This is a genomic window from Methanoculleus caldifontis, assembly GCF_032842345.1.
GTDB lineage: Archaea > Halobacteriota > Methanomicrobia > Methanomicrobiales > Methanoculleaceae > Methanoculleus > Methanoculleus caldifontis.
In genome coordinates this window covers 1621863-1641682 of sequence record NZ_WBKO01000001.1, presented here as the reverse complement: position 1 = coordinate 1641682, position 19820 = coordinate 1621863, and the positions used below count along the sequence as shown (strand labels likewise).

The window sequence follows — 19820 nt, the reverse complement described above, 5'->3', positions numbered from 1 at the left end:
TTGGCCCTGCGGGGCGATAAAGCGGGGGGATGGGGAAGAAATGTATTTTGGTGTGTGCAGGGACATTCGCGCTCGTATTGTGCAGGACCTCACGCGAAGACGCGAAGGCCGCGAAGGGAAGTAACTGGCAACCTCACAGACTTCGCGTTCTTCGCGGCTCGAAGCCCAATAGCGTCTCACGCTCCGGTCCTGACGGACCATCGCGGCTCGCACCTTCGATGCTCAAAGTTACGCTTACGCTCGCACTTCGCGTGAGACGGAGTCACCGCCCCTACACCGACATTTCAGCGAAGTTCAGACAGGGATCGTGACGAAAACAGGAAGTTAAAAACCGAACCGCTGAAGCGAGAGGATCCCCCCCTCACTTCACCGACTCTTTCATCTTGTCGACGACGTCCTGGAAGAAGCCCTTGCCCTTCTTCGCGCCCTTCGCCGAGGGTTTCTTCCCCTCAAGCTCGAGCAGGCGCGTATAGAGTTCGCGCTCCTCGTCCGTCAGCCGTCCGGGCACGACGATCCGGACCCGCACCACCATATCGCCGGGCTTCGTCTGCCACCGCACGCCTTCGCCCGCGATCTTCAACCCGGTGTTGTGCTGCACCCCGGCCGGGACGTCCAGGACGACCGTCCGCCCGTCGATCGTCTTCACCTCGACCTCGGACCCCAGCGTCGCCTGGGCGGGGGTGATATCGATCGTCGTCTCGAGATCGTCCCCCCGCCGGGTGAAGGACCGGTGCTGGGAGACGCTGATCTCGATGTAGAGGTCGCCCGCCGGTGCGCCGTACTCCCCGGCGTCGCCGTAGCCCTCCATCCGGAGGCGCATGCCCGTGTCCACGCCCGGCGGGACCCGGACCTTCACCGTCTGCCGGGCACGCCGGTGCCCGCTCCCGCCGCAGGTCTTGCACCGGGACTCCGGCATCCTCCCCCGCCCGCCGCAGGCGGTGCAGGGGCTCATCCGGACGAAGTTCCCGAAGATGGACTGGCTCATCTGCCGCATCTGCCCGCTTCCGCCGCAGGTCGGGCAGGTCGTGAACTTCCTCGTCTCGCTCCCCGACCCGTCGCAGGCGGGGCAGGGCTCGATGTGCTCGACGGAGATCTCCTTCTCGGTCCCGAACGCCGCCTCCTCGAGCGTGATACGCATCCTCATCAGGAGGTCGGCGCCGGGGCGGGGGCCGGCGCTCTGCCTGCCTCCGCCGCCGAAGAACGAGTCGAAGATATCTCCAAAGCCGGAGAAGTCGGCGTTGAATCCCCCGGAGTATCCCCCGCCGCCGGCGTACGACCCCTTCGAGGCGTTGCTGTAGGCGCTGTGCCCCATCTGGTCGTACTGGGCCCGTTTCTGGGCGTCGGAGAGGACGCTGTAAGCCTCGTTGATGCTCTTGAACCTCTCCTCGGCCCCGTCCTCCTTGCAGACGTCGGGATGGTATTTCCGTGCCAGGTCCCGGTAGGCCTTTCTGATCTCCTTCTCGTCGGCGTCCCGCGAGACGCCGAGGATATCATAGTAGCTGTCCGGACCCATCAGCCTCACTCTTTGACTTCGTAGTCGGCATCAACGACGTTATCATCTTTCTTTGCGGCCCCTTCCGTCTTCTGCTGGGCAGCCTGCTGCTGCTGCGCCTGCTGGTACAGCTTCGTCGTGACCGCATATACCGCTTCGGTCAGGGCATCCATCTTCTGCTTGATGGCCTCGAGGTCGTCGCCCTCGAGCGCCTTCTTCAGGTCGGCGATCGCGGCCTCGATCTTCTCTTTGTCCGCGGCGTCGACCGTATCCTTCGCGTCCTTCATCGCGCGCTCGGCGGTGAAGATCGCGGTGTCGGCGGTGTTCCGCAGATCGATCTCCTCGCGCTTCTTCTTGTCCTCTTCCTCGAACTTCTGCGCGTCGCCCATCATCCGCTCGATCTCGGCCTCGGACGGCCGGGAGTCCTGCGGCTTGATGGTGATCGACTGCTGGTTCCCGGTGCCGAGATCCTTTGCCGAGACGTGGACGATGCCGTTCGCGTCGATGTCGAAGGTGACCTCGATCTGCGGGATGCCCCGGGGCGCGGGCGGGATGCCCGTGAGCTGGAACCGGCCCAGGGTGAAGTTGTCCTTCGCGAGCGCCCGCTCACCCTGCGCGACGTGGATCTCGACGGAGGTCTGGCCGTCCGCGGCGGTCGAGAAGATCTGGCTCTTCCTCGTGGGGATGGTGGTGTTGCGCTCGATCAGTTTCGTCGCGATCCCGCCGAGCGTCTCGATGCCGAGCGAGAGCGGGGTCACGTCGAGGAGCAGGACGTCTTTCGTCTCCCCCGTCAGGACGCCTGCCTGGATGGCGGCGCCGAGAGCGACGCACTCGTCGGGGTTGATCCCCTTGTCGGGATCTTTCGCGAGGAGCTTCTTCACTGTCTCCTGGACGAGCGGCACCCTCGTCGACCCGCCGACGAGGAGGACGTGGTCGATGTCGCCGGCGCTCATCTTCGCGTCGGCGAGGGCCTGCTTCACCGGCCCGACCGTCGACTCGACGAGGTCGCCGATGAGCTGCTCGAACTTTGCCCGGGTCAGATCGACGTCGAGGAACTTCGGGCCGCTCTCCGTCGTCGTGATGTAGGGAAGGTTGATGGTGGTCTTCTGGACGGTCGATAGCTCGATCTTCGCGTTCTCTGCCGCGTCGCGGAGACGCTGCATGGCGACCGGGTCTTTCCGGAGGTCGACGCCCTCCTTCTTCCTGAACTCGTCGGCCAGGTAGTCGACGACCAGCTTGTCGAAGTCGTCGCCGCCGAGACGGTTGTTGCCGGCGGTCGCCTTGACCTCGAAGACGCCGTCGCCGAGCTGGAGGATCGAGACATCGAACGTGCCGCCGCCGAGGTCGTAGACGAGAACCGTGGCCTCGCCTTCCCTGTCGATGCCGTAGGCGAGCGCGCTCGCGGTCGGTTCGTTGATGATCCGGAGGACCTCGAGGCCGGCGATGGTGCCTGCGTCCTTCGTTGCCTGCCGCTGGGCGTCGTTGAAGTATGCGGGGACCGTGATGACGGCCTTCGTGATCTTCTCGCCCAGGTAGGCCTCCGCATCGAGCTTAAGTTTCTGGAGGACCATCGCGGAGATCTCCTGCGGCGTGTAGCTCTTCTCGCCGATCTCGACCTTATCGCTCGTGCCCATCTTCCGCTTGATCGACTGGATGGTGCGGCCGGGGTTCGTGATCGCCTGCCGCTTTGCGACGTTGCCGACCAGCCGCTCGCCCTCCTTGGTGAAGGCCACGACGGACGGGGTGGTCCTGCCGCCTTCCGCGTTGGCGATGACGGTCGCCCGGCCGCCTTCCATGATTGCCATGCACGAGTTGGTCGTTCCAAGATCGATACCAAGGACTTTCTCTGAAACCATCTGTTTATTCCTCCTTTCCTCTAGATACCACAACTTTTGCGCATCTGATGACTTTATCCTGCATACAGTATCCGCGGATGGCCTCGTCGATGACGGTGCCTTCCTCTGCCTCCGAAGGGACGTAGGCGACCGCCTCGTGCCTCTCCGGGTCGAAAGGAAGGTTCCGGCACTCGATGGGCCGGATACCGTGCCGCTCGAGGATGGCAGCGAAGAGCTTCCTGATCTGCTCCATGCCCTCCCTGAGACCTGCATCCTCGGCTCTCTCTGCCCGCTCGAAGTTGTCCACGACGTCGAGCAACTCCACCGCAAACTCCTCGATGGCGAAGGTCGTGCGGGCGTCAAGTTCCCGGGCCATCCGTTTCCGGTAGTTGTCGAAATCGGCTGCGAGGCGGAGGTGACGGCTGTTTAAGTCGTCATACGCCTTCTGCAGCTCTTCAAGCGCCGGAGATGCTGCATCCGCTACCTTGCCGAGATCCTGCTGCTTCTCGTTTGATTCGGATGTATTCTCCTTCATACGCCTAACCTGCTTCAGAATGATTGTACCAATATTGGTCCGAATATTTATTGTAATGTAGTTCTATATAATATTAACGGATACGGCAGGCATCAGACCCCGGTAACCGGCCCGATCCCGGATTGGAGACTCATTCAGCGACATTCTCACGCCGATCAGTCCACCGACGGGAGAGGGGCTGCCTTCCCTCCCGCCGGCTCCGGCACCCCCGCAACCGGGCCGCGGCGGGATGCAGGACGGCCGGATCTGCGGGCAACGCCAGTTATATCTCCCCGTGCCGCTCACGTGTACCCATGAAGTGGGCACTGCTGTCCGTCTGGGACAAGACGGGCATCGTCGATCTTGCAAAGGTGCTTGTTGAGCACGATTACAGCATCCTGAGCTCCGGCGGCACCGGGGCGGCGCTCGCAGAGGCAGGCGTCCCGTATACCGACGTCTCGGCCTATACCGGCTCGCCCGAGATGATGCACGGGCGGGTCAAGACCCTCCACCCGAAGATCCACGGGGGCATCCTCGGCCGCCGCGGCATCGACGACGCCGTGATGCAGGAGCACGGCATCGACCCGATCGACCTCGTGGTGGTGAACCTCTACCCCTTCGAGGCGATGCGGGACGCGGGGCTCGGACCCGAGGAGATCATCGAGTACATCGATATCGGCGGCCCGGCGATGGTGCGGGCGGCGGCGAAGAACCACAAGTTCGTCGCGGTCGTGGTGGAGAGCGCCGACTACGCGACGGCCGCGGACGCCGTCCGGCGGGGCGGGTTTACGGCAGAGGAACGGCTGGCCCTCGCCGCGAAGGCTTTCGCCCGGACAGCGGCCTACGACGGCGCGATCACGAACTACCTCACCGGCATCGACCGGCCGTTCCCCGACGTCCTCACCGTCCAGTACCCGAACGGGAGGACGCTCCGCTACGGCGAGAACCCCCACCAGGCAGCCGCCGTCTACGGCGATGCCGGCATCGCGGGCGAGCAGCCCCTCCAGGGCAAGCAGATGTCCTACAACAACTACCTCGACGTCCACGCCGCGGTCGGCCTGCTCCGTGAGTTCGAGGAGTGCGCCGTGGTCATCGTCAAGCACAACAACCCCTGCGGCGTCGCGACCGGGGAGAACCTCCTCGATACCTACCTCGCCGCCCGCGAGGTCGACCCGGTCTCGGCCTACGGCTCGATCGTCGCGATGAACCGCGAGGTCGGGGCGGACGTCGCCCGCGAGCTCACCGGGACGTTTGTCGAGGTCGTCGTCGCCCCGTCCTACACGGTCGAGGCGCTCGAGATAATGAAGGCCAAGGAGAACATGCGGGTCCTCCGGCTCCCCGAACCGGTGGAACGGGACGAGATCCGGAGCATCGACGGCGGCGTCCTGGTCCAGCGGACGGAGGCCCACCGCGAGGACTGGCAGGTCGTGACCGAGCGTGAGCCCACCGCTCACGAGATGAAAGCGATGAAGCTCGCCATGAAGGTCTGCAAGCACACGAAGAGCAACGCCATCATCTTTGCAAACGAGAAGACGGTCATCGGGATCGGGGCCGGACAGATGAACCGGGTCGAGTCCGCGGAGATCGCGGTCCGGAAGGCCCGGAGCCCCCTCGCCGGCTCGGCGGTCGCCTCGGACGCCTTCCTCCCCTTCCCCGACACGATGGAGGTCGCGGCGGCGGCGGGCGCGACGGCGCTCGTCCAGCCCGGCGGCTCCATCCGCGACCAGGAAGTCATCGACGCGGCAAACCGGCTCAATATCGCGATGGTCTTCACCGGCGTACGGCACTTCCGGCACTGAGACCTGCCGGAACCCTCTTTTTAAACCTGTATTCCGAAGATCCTTATCAGCCGGGGTTACCATGAAGATCGAACAGATCCAGAGCAACAGGAAGCGGTTCCTTGACCTGCTGCTCGCAGGGGACGAGCAGGAATCCATGATCGATACCTACCTGGACCGGGGGGAGATGTTTGCCCTCTATGACGGCGGCCCGAAGTGTGTCTGCGTGGTGACAGACGAAGGCGACGGCATCTGCGAGTTGAAGAATATCGCCACCTACGAAGAGTACCGGGGACAGGGCTACGGCAGGCGGCTTGTGGAGCACATCCTTAAACACTACCGGAGCAGGTGCCGCGTCATGGTCGTCGGCACGGGAGACTGTCCCCGGATCCTCCGGTTCTACGAGCGTTGCGGTTTTACCGTATCCCATCGCGTCGAGGACTTCTTTGTCGACCATTACGACCACCCGATCTTCGACGGCGGCGAACAACTCGTCGATATGGTCTACCTGAAGAAGGAGTTGTGACCGTCCGGGCGTTCTGTCGAACCCCGGTTACGGGGCGGATTGCCGCCGTCGCCTCTTCGCGCCTTCGCGCCTTCGCGTGAAGCCGTATCACTGCTCATAAGCCGCCAGATCACGCGAAACCGCGAAGGACGCGAAGATTGGTTTAACTGAAAGTAACGCCCCTTCCCGTAAGATTTTATTGCCATCCCTATGACAAACCCACGTGAGATCGCGTCCAAACTGTTATATTCCCCGCCCCCTCTCCACGCTCGAAGGTGGTATCTCATATGAACTACGGCAGCCTCATCTCCGGGTCGGCCGGCTACATGAAAGACGCCCTCCTGGGGAAGTGGGGGCGGTGGCTCCTTCTCGTCCTCCTCTCGCTCGTCCAGACGTTCACGCTCTACCTGGTCCCGCTTTTTTCCGGCTACACCGTCCGGGTCCTCGCCGGCGAGCGCCCCGCTCCCGACGTGAAGGGGTGGGGCAGGCTCTTTCTCGACGGGTGGAAGAGGAACATCATCACCCTGATCTACCTGATCCCGGTCATCCTGGTCCTGGCAGTCTTCGGGGGGGTTGCGTTCGTCTCCTCCATAGCGGCGCGAGGGCTGGACAACCCCGACGTCTGGGCGTCGGCAGCCGCCGCCGCCGCCTTCGGGCTCCTCGCCGCGGGCGTCGTCTGGGTCATCATATCGTTCATATCACTCTTCGCCGTCGTGCGGTTCGCCCACACAGGAAGCCTCCTTCAGGCGTTCAACATCGTCGCGATCGCAAGACACATCGGGCGGATCGGGTGGGGGTCCTGGATCGTCGCGGTCCTCATCCTCGTCCTCATCCGCCTCGTCTACATGGTCGCGACCGCCCTCATCATGTCGGTACCCGTCGCCGGCTGGATCGTCAACCTCTTCTTAGGGGTGGCGTTCGGGATCTTTTACGCCCGCTACCTCGCGGCGGCTTACGAGAGCGTCCCGGCGCCGGCGTGACGCGGGGCTCTCCCCCCGCCCGCACCACCAGCGTTGACGGTAATATCCGGCGTATATATCCCGGCGCCCCACGAAGCGCTCTGCAACCCGATTGACCCGGATCTGCGTGAATTAACGCCGGATTTCAGCAAATAAAGGATATTAGGCAACAGATCATAGCAACGCTTTTATACCATCGTATCTCAAGAAGATTCGTAGGTGATATTCCTATGGATTTCGGAGAAATGCTGAGCGACTCGTTCGGCTATGCAAAAGACGCTGTCTGGGGCAAGTGGGGCCGGTGGGCCCTGCTCGTCGTCAGCACGATCATATTCCCGCTCATCATGGGATATATGGTCCGTATTTACAGCGGTGCAAGGTCTGCTCCCGAGGCGGATAACTGGGTAGGGATGTTCGTTGACGGCTTAAAACTCCTCGTCATCGGCATCATCTATGCCATCCCGGTCTTCATCATCATGGCCATCTTCATGGTCCCGGCGATCATCGCCGGCGGCAACGGAGACTCCATGCTCGCCCTCGGGTCGCTGGGTATCGGCCTGCTGCTCATGATCGTCGTCGCGATCATCATCTCGCTCGTCTCGGCGATCGGTATGATCCGGTTCGCGCAGAAGGACAGTGTGGGCCAGGCGTTCGCCTTCGGCGCCATCCTCGAGCACATCGGCAAGATCGGCTGGGGAAGCTACATCATCGCCCTCATCGTCCTCTGGATCGTCGGGATCGTCTTCTCGGTCATCACGACCATCCTGAGCGCGATCCCGATCCTCGGCTGGCTGATCACGCTCTTCCTGTACCCCGTCTGGATGATCTTCGCGGCGCGGTACATGACGCTGATCTACCAGAGCGCCCCTGCACCAGCCTAAACCCACACTCCTTTTTTCTGCCTCAAACCGACTTATCCCGTTCTCCCCCACGGCACGTGATCGCCGCAGTGCCGGCGCCGGAGCACGTACCGCGGCGCTCCCGGAAATATTATAGAGATTAAGGAGATTTCGTTTCCCAATTTCCGGAAAAAGCAGGGTTCCGCGTCCGGATTTTACCCATACGCATATATATCGACTTCTCACATCTACTCGTAGGTGAAACACCTATGGACTACGGAACTGTAATCTCCAGGTCATTCGAGTACACCAAGGATGCCCTGGTAGGAAAATGGATGCAGTGGGTCATCCTGGCCGTCCTGTCGCTCGTGCAGGGGCTCACGCTCTCGCTGATCCCGCTCCTCAGCGGATATACCGTGCGTATCCTCTCAGGAAAGACGCCGGCTCCCGAGATCGACGACTGGGTCAGGCTCTTTGTCGACGGGTGGAAACTGAACATCATCTCGCTGGTCTACATGCTCCCGGCGATCATCGTCTTCCTGATCTTCGGCGGGCTCGGTGCAATCGGGATGCTCGCGAGTGAAGCAGCGGGCGGCGACCCGGCAGCAGCAGGCGCTGCTGCGCTGAGCCTCATCGGAGGCGCCCTCATCGCGGTGGTCGTCGCGCTCATCATGTCGCTCATCGCCCTGTTCGCCATACTGCGGTTCGCCCACACGGACAGCCTCGGCGAGGCGTTCAACTTCAGCGCGATCTTCAGCCACATCGGCAGCCTCGGCTGGGGAACCTGGATCATCGCGGTCATCGTCCTCATCGTCATCGCGGCGGTCTACGGGTTCGTGGTCGGCCTTCTCGGTGCGATACCCTTCATCGGCTTCATCATCGCCCTCTTCCTCAACGCGGCGTTCGCCATCTTCTACGCCCGTTACCTGGCCCAGGCCTACGAGGAAGCACCCGCTCCCGCGTGATACGGGATAACCCATCCATTTTTCTGCAATCCGGCCCTCCGCCACCGGGCAGTTCCCCGATCGGGATTCATATTATCCGACGAGCAAAACAACGCCTTTATCCCTACAAACAAACGATCCTTCCCATAACATGCGGTGATATCCATGGATTACGTCCGATACCTCAACGAGTCCTTCGACTACACAAAGGAGGCCCTCTGGGGCAGGTGGGTCCGCTGGCTCCTCCTGCTCATCGCCTCGATCCTCTTCCCGTTCATCTACGGCTACAGCGTCCGGGTCATGAGCGGCGCAAAACCCGCCCCCGAACCAGAAGGCTGGATCGGCCTCTTCATCGACGGCATCAAGATGATCATCATCTCGCTCGTCTACACGATCCCGGTCTACGTCCTCGCGGCCGTATCCCTCCTCGCGTACCTCGTCCCGGTCTCGTCGACGACGACCCCGGCGGGAACGAGCTCCGGCGGGCTTCTCAGCCCCGAACTCAGCATCGTCGTGGTCCTCGCCATCCTGGTCCTCTTCGTCGTCGCCATCATCGTCTGCGGCATCCTCGCGACCTTCGGGGTGGCACGGTTCGCCCGGACGGGAAGGATGGGCGATGCTTTCAGGATCGGCACCCTCCGCGACCATATCGGGAGAGTCGGGTGGCTCGACGTCTTCATCGCCCTCGTCGTGCTGACGGTCGTCATCGCGATCGTGCAGTTCGTCCTGATGTTCATCCCGGTCGTGGGCTGGTTCCTCCTCTTCCTCCTCTCGCCGGCGTTCATCATCTTCGCCTCCCGCTACATCGCCCTCGTCTACGAGAGCGCCCCGGCGCCGGCGTAACACCCCCCTCTTTTTTGGTTCGCGGCTTCGCGTGATCTAACTTGTTCGGATAGCGATACAGTCTCACGCGAAGGCGCGAAGCCGCGAAGTGCGACTGCCTGCAGGGCAGGAGCATGAGCGCCGCCAGGTACGGAGGGGACTGCCAGCACCCATTCACCGAACTTCGCGTTCTTCGCGGCTTCGCGTGAGGGAAAGTACAGGGACTGATAAGATCTCACGCGAAGAGCGCGAAGCCGCGAAGTGCGACGGACGGGACGTCCGGAGTTCGAGCACCGAAGGTGCGAAGTGCGATGGCCCAAAGGACCGGAGCATGAGAAGCCCTCAGGCTTCGAACCGCGAAGGACGCGAAGAGCGAGGTTGGATTATCACCCGTCATACGAACTCCACATCTTCGCCTCAGCCGGTCGGCGATGGAGGGCCGGGACCCTGGCCCGGACGGGAGATCTTCCAGAAAATCTTTTATCCTGCACCAGATTCCCCGGCTGCCCAACCTTTAAGTAACGCCGCCGCCAATTCTTTGACGGTGAATTGCACTATGTGTGATTGTTTTATTTGGCGAATCGACACGCTTTTTTGACACCACGTTACGGGACGGCGAACAGACACCGGGTGTCTGCCTGACGCCGGCCGAGAAACTTGAGATTGCAACGTACCTCGCCGAGGTAGGCGTCCACGTCATCGAAGCAGGCTCCGCGGCCGCATCCGTAGGAGAGCGCGAGTCCATCCGCGCCATCGCCGATGCCGGGCTTGCCGCCGAGTGCTGCACCTACGTCCGGGCCCTTGCCGGGGACATCGACCTTGCCGCCGACGCCGGCGCCGACTCCGTCCACCTCGTCGTCCCGGTGAGCGATCTCCACATCGCCACGAAGCTTCGGAAGACCCGCGAGCAGGTCTGCGAGATGGCCTGGAGCGCCGTCGAGTACGCGAAGAGCCGCGGGCTTATCGTGGAACTTTCCGGCGAAGACGCGTCCCGCGCCGACCAGGCGTTCCTCGCGGAGGTCTTCCGGGAGGGGGTCGAGCGGGGAGCCGACCGGCTCTGCTTCTGCGACACCGTCGGGCTTCTCACGCCCGAGCGGGCCGCGGCGATCATACCGCCGCTCCTCTTTGCCCCACTCTCGATCCACTGCCACGACGACCTGGGGTTCGGGCTCGCAACCACCGTCGCCGCTCTCCGTGCCGGGGCCACCTGCGCCCACGTCACCGTCAACGGCCTCGGAGAGCGGGCGGGAAACACATCCCTCGAAGAACTGGTGATGGCGCTCGAGGTCCTCTACGGGAAGAAGACCGGGATCCGGACCGAGGAGCTCTACCACCTCTCGACCCGCGTCGCCCGGCTGACCGGGGTGCCGCTCGCGACCAACAAGCCGATCGTCGGCGAGATGGCCTTCACCCACGAGAGCGGGATCCACGCCCACGGGGTGATGCGGGACGCGAGCACCTACGAGCCGCTCCAGCCCGAGCGGGTCGGCAGGAAGCGCCGGATCGTCCTCGGGAAGCACTCCGGGTCGGCAGCGGTCGAGGCCGCCCTCCGCGAGATGGGGTATGCCCCGGATGCAGCGCAACTCGCCGAGATCGTCGCCCGGATCAAGCAGGTCGGGGATACCGGGATGCGGATCACCGACGCCGACATCATGGCGATCGCCGATACCGTGATGGAACTCGAGTTCACGCCCTGCCTCGCACTCCGCCAGTTCACCATCGTATCGGGGAGCAACGCGATGCCGACCGCTTCGGTGACGATGCTCGTCAACGGCGAGGAGGTCACCGGCGCCGCAGTCGGGACCGGACCGGTGGATGCCGCTATCCGCGCGCTCCAGCGATCGGTCGCAGACGTCGGAAGCGTACGGCTCGATGAATACACCGTCGACGCGATAACGGGCGGTACCGACGCCGTCGTCGACGTATCGGTGAAACTCAGCAAGGACGGAAAGACCGTGACATCGCGAGGTGTGAGGACCGACATCATCATGGCGAGCGTCGAAGCAGTTATCGTCGGGATGAACAGATTACTCAGGGAAGAGCATGAAGACCGGAGCCAGGACTCTGATTGAAGCGCTGCAGCGTGAGGGGGTCGATACCATATTCGGCTACCCCGGCGGCGTGGTGTTGCCGATCTACGATGAACTCTACGACTCGTCGATCCGGCACATTCTGGTAAGGCACGAGCAGGCAGCGGCGCACGCGGCCGACGGCTACGCGCGCGCGAGCGGCCGCGTAGGAGTATGCCTTGCCACCTCCGGCCCCGGCGCCTGCAACCTGGTCACGGGGATCGCGACGGCCTACATGGACTCGATCCCCGTCGTGGCCCTCACCGGCCAGGTGCCGACCGCGCTGCTCGGGAACGACGCCTTCCAGGAGTCGGACATCACCGGGATCACGATGCCGGTCACAAAACACAATTACCTGGTCAAGGACGCGAACGACCTCGACCAGGTGATCCGGGAGGCGTTCTACGTCGCCCGGACCGGCCGGCCCGGCCCGGTGCTGGTCGACCTCCCCAAAGACGTCAGCACGAGCGTGGTGAAGGGCAACAGGCCCCTTCCCGAGACGGTCTCCCTCAGGGGCTACCAGCCCACCTACGAAGGGCACGTCCGCCAGATCGACAAGGCCATCGACCTGCTCGTCGGAGCGGAGCGGCCGCTCGTCTACGCCGGCGGCGGGGTGGTCCTCTCGGAGGCCTCGCCCGAACTCCTGGAGTTCATCGAGACGGCCGCGGTCCCGGTGACGACGACCCTGATGGGCCTCGGCGCCGTCCCCGGCGACCACCCGCTCAACCTCGGGATGCTCGGGATGCACGGCACCCAGTCGGCAAACTACGCGGTTACGGAGTGCGATCTCCTGATCGCCGTCGGCGTCCGGTTCGATGACCGCGTGACGGGCAAGATCGAGACCTTCGCGCCGAACGCCGCGGTCGTCCACATCGACATCGACCCGGCAGAGATAGGAAAGAACAAGAAGGTCGACGTCCCGATCGTCGGCGACGTGAAGGCGGTGCTCCGGGCCATCCTCAGGCGGATGAAGAAGCGCGGCGACACGGCGAACTGGGTCGCCCGGATCAATACCTGGAAGGCGCAGTTCCCGCTCCGGTTCCGCGACGACGAGCGGCTCCACCCGCAGTACGTCGTCCGGCAGCTCTCCGACGTCCTGCAGGGCGAGGGGATCATCACGAGCGAGGTCGGCCAGAACCAGATGTGGACCGCCCTCTACTACCGATTCACAAAACCCCGGACCTGGATCACGTCGGGCGGCCTCGGCACGATGGGCTACGGGTTCCCGGCAGCCATCGGCGCCCACTTCGCCCGGCCGGACCTCCCGGTCGTCGACGTCGCCGGCGACGGGAGTTTCCAGATGAACATCCAGGAGCTCGGGACGGTGGCGCACTACAAGATCCCGGTCAAGGTCGTGATCTTAAACAACATGTACCTCGGCATGGTGCGGCAGTGGCAGGAACTCTTCTACGACCGCCGCTACTCCTACACGGAGCTCCCGCCGGTGGACTTCGTCAAGATCGCGAACGCCTACGGGGTCGAAGGGATCCGGGTCGAGGAGAAAGGCGGCGTCAGAGAGGCGATCGAGACCGCGCTCGCCACCGACGGGCCGTTCGTCCTCGACTTCCGGGTCGAGCGGGAGGAGAACGTCTTTCCGATGGTCCCGGCGGGTGCCGCAATCAACGAGATGATCGGGGTGCGTGAGGAATGAAGTCGCACACCCTGAGCGTTCTCGTCGAGAACCGGGCAGGCGTCCTGAGCCGGGTCGCCGGGATGTTCTCGCGGCGGGGGTTCAACATCGAGAGCCTCGCCGTCGGGCCCTGCGAGGAGCCGAACATGAGCCGGATCACGATCGTCGTGAACGGCGACGACGGCGTGGTCGAGCAGGTGACGAAGCAGACCAACAAGCTCATCGACGTCATCAAGGTCTCGGACCTGACGGAGCGGGAGAGCGTGGAGCGGGAACTCGCCCTCATCAAAGTGGCCGCCGAGTCGGGCACCTCCCGCGCCGAGATCCTGCAGATCGCCGAGATCTTCCGGGCCCAGGTCGTGGACGTCGGATCGAAGACCCTGGTCCTCCAGGTGGCCGGGGATACAGGGAAGATCGATGCGCTGGAGAAGCTCCTGCGCCAGTACGGCATCAAAGAGCTCGTTCGCACGGGTAAGATCGCTCTCCTTCGCGGGGCAAAGACCGTGAAGAGCTCAAAATAACTTTCTTTTGATCCGGTCGGCCGGGCCTTTCATCGGGGAGGGCTCCCCATCCCGATCGATCGTGTTATATGTTAGCATGCCACATAGTGACAGGCATGTTCTTCGCGCTACCTTTCCATACGGGAGTGATCGTGACCGGGGCGGTCGCCCTGGCCTTCGTCCTGCTCGCCCTCTGGGGGCTCCGATTCAAGGAGGTCTCATAATGGCGGACGCACTGACGCTCGCCCTGATCGTGCTCTACTTTGTCGTGCTCGTCGGCATAGGGAGCTGGGCATCGAAGAAGATCCACAGTACCGAGGATTACATCCTCGCCGGGAGGTCGCTCGGCTTCTGGGTCTTCACGATCCTGATCGTCTGCTCGATCTGCAGCGGGATGACGCTGCTCGGCGTCAGCGGTTTCGGGTACGCATCGGGCTGGCCGGGCATCTGGGAGCAGATCTTCGTCCCGCTCGCGGCCGCGTTCTGCATCATCTTCTTCGGGGTGAAACTGAACGCCATCGGGAAGACGCGGGGCTACCTGACCGTCCAGGACTACCTTGCAGAACGGTTCGAGAGTCCGCGGGCGCTCAGAGGCCTCTCCGCCATCGCGGGCATCGTCGTCTCGCTGATCTACCTTGTCGGGCAGTACGCCGCAATCAGCATCGTCCTCGTCTGGCTCTTTGAGATCCCCCACTGGGAGGCGCTGCTCATCTCCGGGGTCATCATCACCGCCTACACGGTCGTCGGGGGACTCTACGCCGTATCCTGGACGACCCTCTTCCAGGGCGGGATCCTGATCCTCGGCGTCCTCCTGATGGCGCCGGCCGTCATCATGAGCGCCGGCGGGCTTGAGCATATCAATACCGTCCTTGCCGGGGTCGACCCGAACTTCGTCGAGCCCTGGTTCCCGAGCCCGGCCTACGCCCCCTACGCCTACGCGACGCCGGAGTTCCTGGTCTCGTTCGGGATCCTCCTGATGGTCGGGCTCGCCTGCGCCCCGCACGTCATCAATAACGTCCTCGCCGCAAAGGAAGCCCGGTTCTTCAAGTGGGCGCCGCTCATCGCGTTCGGCATCTACGCGGTCGTGATGTTCTTCGTCAAGTTCAGCGGGTTCGCCGTCCGGTCGCTCGTCGAGGAGGGGACGCTGGTGCTCCCGCAGGCCGTGAACGCGCAGGACTACTCCTTCATCGTCGGTGTCGAGCACGCGATGCCGAGCGTGGCGTTCTGGGCGTTCTTTGCGGTGATCGTCCTTGCAGCGGTGATGTCGACGACCGACCGGCTCATGCTCACCGTTGGGACCTCGTTTGCGTGGGACGTCTACAAGAACATTCTCCGCCCCTCGGCATCAGACAAAGAGGTGCTCCTCGTCTCGAAGGTCGCCATCGTCCTCGGTGCCGGCGGTACGCTCCTCCTCGCCATCAACCCGCCGGCGATGCTCGCCTGGCTGATCTGGATGGGCATCGGGGTGATGCTCGCGACGTTCGCGGTCCCGCTGCTCGCCGGGCTCTACTGGCGCGGCGCGACCGGACAGGGTGCGATTGCGAGCATGGCGACCGGGCTCGTCGCGGCCGGCGTCTTCGGCTACTACTCCAAGTTCGTAGGATCGCTTCCGGTGCACTTCAGCCTCTACGCGCTCATCCTCTCGGCCGTCGCGATGGTCGTCGTCAGCCTCATGACCGCGAAGAACTCCGCGGAGATACTCGACAATACCCGGACAGGCTGGTTCATCCAGTCGCCCGGCCAGCCTTCACGAAAGAGCAGCCCGGGAGAGACCCTGTTCGTCGACCAGGACTCCCCCCGCCGGCAGTAACCACAGAACACTCCCGAAATCCCAATTTTTTCTAGCCCTCTGCTCTCGTCGTCTGTTTTGCAGATCAGGATCTCCGTCTGCCCCACAAAGAATATATCCGTATAAGCATACACTTATGCAGTTCACATGGACGACTGCAACGGGTGCGATCCCTGCACCGGACTCTGTAAGATTGCCCCGGAGATGGCCGGGGCCTTCAAGGCCCTCGGTGATGCGAACCGGCTCCGGATCATTCACCTGCTCGCGACGGACACGACCGGGACGCTGGGCGTCTCCGACCTTGCGGATATACTCGGCATCTCGCAGCCGGCCGCCTCGCAGCACTTAAAAACGCTGAAGAGCGAGGGGTTCGTGACCTCGCGGCGGGAGGGGTTCCGGGTCTATTTCTCGTTCAACCGCGACCGGGTACTGAAGTTCCGGGAGCACTTCGACCTGATGTGCGGGGCCGTCATGGACCGGTGCGACCGCGAACTCGTCCGGAAGACGGCGCAGAAGACGTCGCTGAATGCCTGCGTCGTCTTCTACTCGTATACCGGCGTGACCCGGGGCGTCGCGGAGCGGATCCGGAACGCCTGCGGGTGCGACCTCGTCGAGGTGAAGACAGTGACCGGATACTCGACGTTCACGGCGTATACGACCGGGGTCCTGCACTCCCGCCGGGGAGTCTGCGACCCGATCCTCCCCGACCGGATCGACGTCTCACGCTACGACCTGCTCGTCATCGGAACGCCGGTCTGGGCCTGGAAACCCGCGCCGGCCATCAATGCCGCGGTCAGGGCGCTCTCGGGCTGCGAGGGGAAGCGGGCCGTGGTCTTTTGCACGAACTGCGGCCAGCCCGGCGAGACCCTCCCGCTCCTCCGCTCGGCGCTCGCCTCGCGGGGGGTCGAGGTCGCGGCGGCGGTCAGCCTGACACAGGAGGACCTGGCGGCCCGGACGGCGGAGAACGACCTCATCGAGCGGATCGTCGAAGCATACCCGCTCCCGGTTGAGGACGGACAGAACACGAAAACCGGATTGACGTGATACCATGAAGACCGTCATCTACTATTTCACCGGGACCGGCAACTCGCTTGCAGCGGCAAAGAAGATCGCCGGGGCCCTCGGGGACTGCGAAGTCGTCCCGATTGCATCGTTTACGAATACCGTGGGGTCTATCACCCCGGATGCCGGCCGGGTCGGGATCGTCTGTCCTGTCTACTTCGCCGGGCTCCCGGCGATGGCGGCATCATTTGCAGAGCGGCTCGACCTCGCCGCGGCAGACTACGTCTTCTTGGTCGTCACGCACGGGGGAGGCGGAGGTGCCGCCGCCCTCCGGCAGCTCGACGGCATCCTCCGCGACCGGCAGGGCCGGGGGCTCGATGCCGGGTTCACGGTGCATATGCCGGGCAACTACATCCTGATGTACGAGTCGCCCGCAGGGGAGAAGCGGGACCGCCTGCTTGATGCGGCGGAGGCGGAACTCGATGCGATCGCGGGCCGGGTCCGGCAGGGTGAGAGGCCGAAACTCCCGAACTCGCCGGTCGTACGGATCGTCAAGGCCCTCACATACCCCTGGTTCCGCTCCCATGTCCACGGGGACGACCGCAAGTTCACGGTGAGCGAAGGGTGCACTTCGTGCGGCACCTGCGCGGCGGTCTGCCCGGCCGGCAACATCGAGATGGTCGACGGAAAACCTGTCTGGAACCACCGCTGCGAGCTCTGCTGCGGGTGCATCCACCTCTGCCCGGCGGAGGCGATCCAGGCAGGGAGAGGCACCGGGAAGAGGCAGCGCTACCGGAACCCCTCGGTCGGCATCGCGGAACTGAAAGGTCAGCGGGGAGACGAACCATGAAGACCGTCATCTACTACTTCACCGGGACCGGCAACTCCCTTGCCGCTGCAAGGAAGATCGCCGCATCCCTCGGAGACTGCGACGTCGTCGGAATCGCGTCGCTTGCGGATACCGCGGGCGCCGTCATCCCGGACACCGACCGGGTCGGTATCGTCTGCCCGGTCTACGACTTCGGGGTGCCGATCATGGTCGCCGGCTTCGCACGAAGACTCGACCTTTCGCGGGCGAACTATACGTTCGCGGTCGTCACGATGGGCGGCATGGGCGTCTCGGCACTTCACCAGCTCGACGGGATCCTCCGGGAGCGGCAGGGCCGGGGGCTCGATGCCGCGTTTGCGGTCAGGATGCCTGCCAACTTCCCGCCGCTCTTCCGGCCGCCGGAGAACAGGGAGCGCGATAAGGTCCTTATCAGAGCGGATGAGCGGCTCAGCGAGATCGCGAGGGAGATCGGGAGCGGCCGTGCCGTCTCCCCGGGGTTCGCACCCATCTCCCGGCTCGTGAGAGCCCTGACCTGCGGGCCGTTCGCAGCGAGCGCCCGCGGTGCGGGCGAGAAGTTCTCCGTATCGGACGCCTGCACCGGCTGCGGCACCTGCACGAAGGTCTGCCCGGCGGGCAACCTCACCCTCGTCGACGGTCGCCCGGCGTGGGGCCGGCAGTGCGAGATCTGCTGCGCCTGCCTCCACTTCTGCCCGACGGAGGCGATCCAGCTCCACGTGATGCTCGGGACCGAGGGCCGGGGGCGGTACCGACACCCGGACCTCACGGTTGCGGATATGGAGGCGCAGCGGGGGCAAAACGTGCCGGCTCCGGATACTCCGGCCGTGCAGAGACGGTTGCCTGGAACCCGGGGTGAGCGCCCGGGGGAAGTGTAATCATCAATAAATATCAGAGTATAACCGGATCAAAGTGACAGAGAACACTCTTTCACAGAAACCGCGACTCTCGCGCCAGAAAATCAGGAAAGCGCTGCTCATCGTCTCTTTCCTCCTCATTCCGGCCACGATCTTCTACATCTCGCCCATCGTCATCCTGATGGGGGCGGCCAAAGGCATCGCCACCGGCAGCCTGCTCCTCTTTGCCGCGCTCGCTGTCCTCTCGCTCGGCGTCTCCCGCCTCTGGTGCGGCTGGCTCTGCCCGATGGGAGCATGGCAGGAGATCTGTTCGCCCGTCATGAAGCGCACCGTCAAGGACGGCCGGCGCACCCTGGTCAAGTACGGCGTCACGGTGCTCTGGCTTGTGCTGATTGCGTACCTCTTCATCGGTGCCGGCGCGGTATCCTCGCGATCGATCCCCTTTACGGCACGGTAAACGGTCTCTCGATCACCTCCTTCGAGACCCTGATGATCGTGGGCTTCATCTTCTTCGGGATCTTCGCCGTCGCGTTCGTCATGGGCCGTCGCGGTTTCTGCCGTGTCGTCTGCCCGATTGCCGCCCTGATGATCGTCGGCCGGAAGATAAGGAACGCCGTCGGCTGGCCCGCCCTGCAGCTCGCCGCCGACGCCGGCCGCTGCATCGATTGCGGGAAATGCTCGCGGGCCTGCCCGATGGGCCTCGACGTCCACGGCAGGGTCCGGGAGGGGGATATGGAGAGTGCCGAGTGCATCCTCTGCGCTGCTTGCGCGGACGCCTGCCCGGAGGGGGCCATCACGTACGCGTGGACGGGGAGAGGGCCGTGACCACCTGCCCTCTTCAGGTCATCGATACGATCTCATCTGTCATACGAAAGATCTCCTCGGGAAGGGCGGTGCTCGCATCGTTCACCGCCTTCGCCACCCTCGCAGCCCTGATCAACGGGCGGCCGTTCGGTACCGCGCACCTTGAGGCGATCACGGGCGGTGCAGGTATTCTCGACATGGCGTTCACCTACACCCCCGAGCAGGCGTACGCGATGCTTGCGGCGCTCGGGGAAGCGGGGCGGGCGTTTTACCTGACGTCCATCGTGCCGCTCGACCTCGTTTTCCCGGCGGCATACACGGTCTTTTATGCCGTAACGATATCCTGGCTCCTCTCGCGCTGGCTGCAGGCAGAGAGCCCGTGGATGCGGTCAAATGTCGTCCCGCTCGTTGCAGGCGCCGCCGACTACTGCGAGAACGCCGGGGTTATCGCGATGCTCCTCGCATACCCGGCGGAACTCTACGGGGTTGCAACGTTCACCGCCGTGATGTCGCCGGTCAAGTTCACGTTCATCGCGCTCAGCATGCTGCTCGTCCTCGGCGCACTCGCCGGATGGGCCGCGAACATTCTACGGCGGCGATGAGGCGGTCACTGCCCGGGAGCGCCGGCGGAATGCCG

General features: G+C 64.0%; 19 protein-coding genes. 16 read left to right on the top strand and 3 right to left on the bottom strand.

The window, feature by feature from the left end; translation table 11 throughout:
- Nucleotides 1-361: 361 nt before the first annotated feature.
- Genes dnaJ through F8E02_RS08205 form a run of 3 tightly spaced genes read right to left on the bottom strand, consistent with a single transcriptional unit; the run spans nt 362 to nt 3862 of the window.
- Entirely contained in the window at nt 362-1513 is a 1152-nt protein-coding gene (gene dnaJ / locus F8E02_RS08215; protein ID WP_317065007.1) for a molecular chaperone DnaJ, read from the bottom strand.
- A 5-nt stretch (nt 1514-1518) separates the two neighbouring features.
- Entirely contained in the window at nt 1519-3348 is a 1830-nt protein-coding gene (gene dnaK / locus F8E02_RS08210) for a molecular chaperone DnaK (protein ID WP_317065006.1), read from the bottom strand.
- A 4-nt stretch (nt 3349-3352) separates the two neighbouring features.
- The gene (locus F8E02_RS08205; protein ID WP_317065005.1) at nt 3353-3862 is read right to left on the bottom strand and encodes a nucleotide exchange factor GrpE; all 510 of its coding nucleotides are present in this window, start codon (nt 3860-3862) and stop codon (nt 3353-3355) included.
- A gap of 293 nt (nt 3863-4155) precedes the next feature.
- Here F8E02_RS08205 and purH point away from each other — a divergent pair, with 293 nt between their 5' ends.
- From purH to F8E02_RS08125, 16 genes are all read left to right on the top strand, one after another.
- Nucleotides 4156-5640, top strand: a complete 1485-nt coding sequence (gene purH, locus F8E02_RS08200; protein WP_317065004.1) for a bifunctional phosphoribosylaminoimidazolecarboxamide formyltransferase/IMP cyclohydrolase — start codon at nt 4156-4158, stop codon at nt 5638-5640.
- Between the two features lie 61 nt (nt 5641-5701).
- Complete coding sequence (locus F8E02_RS08195; protein WP_317065003.1) at nt 5702-6145, top strand: GNAT family N-acetyltransferase; 444 nt, start codon at nt 5702-5704, stop codon at nt 6143-6145.
- Between the two features lie 266 nt (nt 6146-6411).
- Nucleotides 6412-7104 (top strand): DUF4013 domain-containing protein, encoded by a 693-nt coding sequence (locus F8E02_RS08190; protein ID WP_317065002.1) that lies wholly within the window; start codon nt 6412-6414, stop codon nt 7102-7104.
- A gap of 209 nt (nt 7105-7313) precedes the next feature.
- On the top strand, nt 7314-7964 hold the full coding sequence (locus F8E02_RS08185; RefSeq protein ID WP_317065001.1) for a DUF4013 domain-containing protein: 651 nt from the start codon (nt 7314-7316) through the stop codon (nt 7962-7964).
- A 227-nt stretch (nt 7965-8191) separates the two neighbouring features.
- The gene (locus tag F8E02_RS08180) at nt 8192-8887 is read left to right on the top strand and encodes a DUF4013 domain-containing protein (RefSeq protein ID WP_317065000.1); all 696 of its coding nucleotides are present in this window, start codon (nt 8192-8194) and stop codon (nt 8885-8887) included.
- A gap of 144 nt (nt 8888-9031) precedes the next feature.
- Nucleotides 9032-9709 carry a DUF4013 domain-containing protein gene (locus F8E02_RS08175; protein WP_317064999.1) on the top strand — a complete coding sequence of 226 codons (678 nt, stop codon included), beginning with the start codon at nt 9032-9034 and terminating at the stop codon, nt 9707-9709.
- A gap of 539 nt (nt 9710-10248) precedes the next feature.
- Nucleotides 10249-11760, top strand: a complete 1512-nt coding sequence (locus tag F8E02_RS08170; RefSeq protein WP_317064998.1) for a 2-isopropylmalate synthase — start codon at nt 10249-10251, stop codon at nt 11758-11760.
- On the top strand, nt 11732-13408 hold the full coding sequence (gene ilvB, locus F8E02_RS08165) for a biosynthetic-type acetolactate synthase large subunit (protein ID WP_317064997.1): 1677 nt from the start codon (nt 11732-11734) through the stop codon (nt 13406-13408). The genes F8E02_RS08170 and ilvB overlap by 29 nt, the downstream gene beginning before the upstream one ends.
- Nucleotides 13405-13908: an acetolactate synthase small subunit gene (gene ilvN, locus F8E02_RS08160; protein ID WP_317064996.1), complete on the top strand. Its 504-nt coding sequence runs from the start codon at nt 13405-13407 to the stop codon at nt 13906-13908. The genes ilvB and ilvN overlap by 4 nt, the downstream gene beginning before the upstream one ends.
- Nucleotides 13909-14110: 202 nt before the next feature.
- Nucleotides 14111-15697, top strand: coding sequence for a sodium:solute symporter family protein (locus F8E02_RS08155; protein WP_317064995.1), 1587 nt, complete (start codon nt 14111-14113; stop codon nt 15695-15697).
- Nucleotides 15698-15823: 126 nt separating this feature from the next.
- Nucleotides 15824-16720, top strand: a complete 897-nt coding sequence (locus F8E02_RS08150) for a metalloregulator ArsR/SmtB family transcription factor (protein WP_317064994.1) — start codon at nt 15824-15826, stop codon at nt 16718-16720.
- A gap of 4 nt (nt 16721-16724) precedes the next feature.
- On the top strand, nt 16725-17528 hold the full coding sequence (locus F8E02_RS08145) for an EFR1 family ferrodoxin (RefSeq protein ID WP_317064993.1): 804 nt from the start codon (nt 16725-16727) through the stop codon (nt 17526-17528).
- Nucleotides 17525-18400 (top strand): EFR1 family ferrodoxin, encoded by an 876-nt coding sequence (locus F8E02_RS08140; RefSeq protein WP_317064992.1) that lies wholly within the window; start codon nt 17525-17527, stop codon nt 18398-18400. The genes F8E02_RS08145 and F8E02_RS08140 overlap by 4 nt, the downstream gene beginning before the upstream one ends.
- Nucleotides 18401-18434: 34 nt before the next feature.
- The gene (locus F8E02_RS08135) at nt 18435-18836 is read left to right on the top strand and encodes a 4Fe-4S binding protein (protein WP_317064991.1); all 402 of its coding nucleotides are present in this window, start codon (nt 18435-18437) and stop codon (nt 18834-18836) included.
- A 32-nt stretch (nt 18837-18868) separates the two neighbouring features.
- Nucleotides 18869-19204 (top strand): 4Fe-4S binding protein, encoded by a 336-nt coding sequence (locus tag F8E02_RS08130; protein WP_317064990.1) that lies wholly within the window; start codon nt 18869-18871, stop codon nt 19202-19204.
- Nucleotides 19201-19785: a hypothetical protein gene (locus F8E02_RS08125; RefSeq protein WP_317064989.1), complete on the top strand. Its 585-nt coding sequence runs from the start codon at nt 19201-19203 to the stop codon at nt 19783-19785. Before F8E02_RS08130 ends, F8E02_RS08125 begins: the two co-directional genes overlap by 4 nt.
- The last annotated feature ends 35 nt before the right edge of the window (nt 19786-19820 follow it).

Bases quoted from the DNA above. Each gene is read 5' to 3' on its own strand.
- F8E02_RS08145 (WP_317064993.1), top strand. From the start codon at position 16,725: ATGAAGACCGTCATCTACTATTTCACCGGGACCGGCAACTCGCTTGCA.
- F8E02_RS08175 (WP_317064999.1), top strand. From the start codon at position 9,032: ATGGATTACGTCCGATACCTCAACGAGTCCTTCGACTACACAAAGGAG.
- F8E02_RS08150 (WP_317064994.1), top strand. From the start codon at position 15,824: ATGGACGACTGCAACGGGTGCGATCCCTGCACCGGACTCTGTAAGATT.
- dnaK (WP_317065006.1), bottom strand. From the start codon at position 3,348: ATGGTTTCAGAGAAAGTCCTTGGTATCGATCTTGGAACGACCAACTCG.
- ilvN (WP_317064996.1), top strand. From the start codon at position 13,405: ATGAAGTCGCACACCCTGAGCGTTCTCGTCGAGAACCGGGCAGGCGTC.
- purH (WP_317065004.1), top strand. From the start codon at position 4,156: ATGAAGTGGGCACTGCTGTCCGTCTGGGACAAGACGGGCATCGTCGAT.
- ilvB (WP_317064997.1), top strand. From the start codon at position 11,732: ATGAAGACCGGAGCCAGGACTCTGATTGAAGCGCTGCAGCGTGAGGGG.
- dnaJ (WP_317065007.1), bottom strand. From the start codon at position 1,513: ATGGGTCCGGACAGCTACTATGATATCCTCGGCGTCTCGCGGGACGCC.
- F8E02_RS08140 (WP_317064992.1), top strand. From the start codon at position 17,525: ATGAAGACCGTCATCTACTACTTCACCGGGACCGGCAACTCCCTTGCC.
- F8E02_RS08130 (WP_317064990.1), top strand. From the start codon at position 18,869: ATGATCGTGGGCTTCATCTTCTTCGGGATCTTCGCCGTCGCGTTCGTC.
- F8E02_RS08155 (WP_317064995.1), top strand. From the start codon at position 14,111: ATGGCGGACGCACTGACGCTCGCCCTGATCGTGCTCTACTTTGTCGTG.
- F8E02_RS08205 (WP_317065005.1), bottom strand. From the start codon at position 3,862: ATGAAGGAGAATACATCCGAATCAAACGAGAAGCAGCAGGATCTCGGC.
- F8E02_RS08185 (WP_317065001.1), top strand. From the start codon at position 7,314: ATGGATTTCGGAGAAATGCTGAGCGACTCGTTCGGCTATGCAAAAGAC.
- F8E02_RS08195 (WP_317065003.1), top strand. From the start codon at position 5,702: ATGAAGATCGAACAGATCCAGAGCAACAGGAAGCGGTTCCTTGACCTG.
- F8E02_RS08180 (WP_317065000.1), top strand. From the start codon at position 8,192: ATGGACTACGGAACTGTAATCTCCAGGTCATTCGAGTACACCAAGGAT.
- F8E02_RS08190 (WP_317065002.1), top strand. From the start codon at position 6,412: ATGAACTACGGCAGCCTCATCTCCGGGTCGGCCGGCTACATGAAAGAC.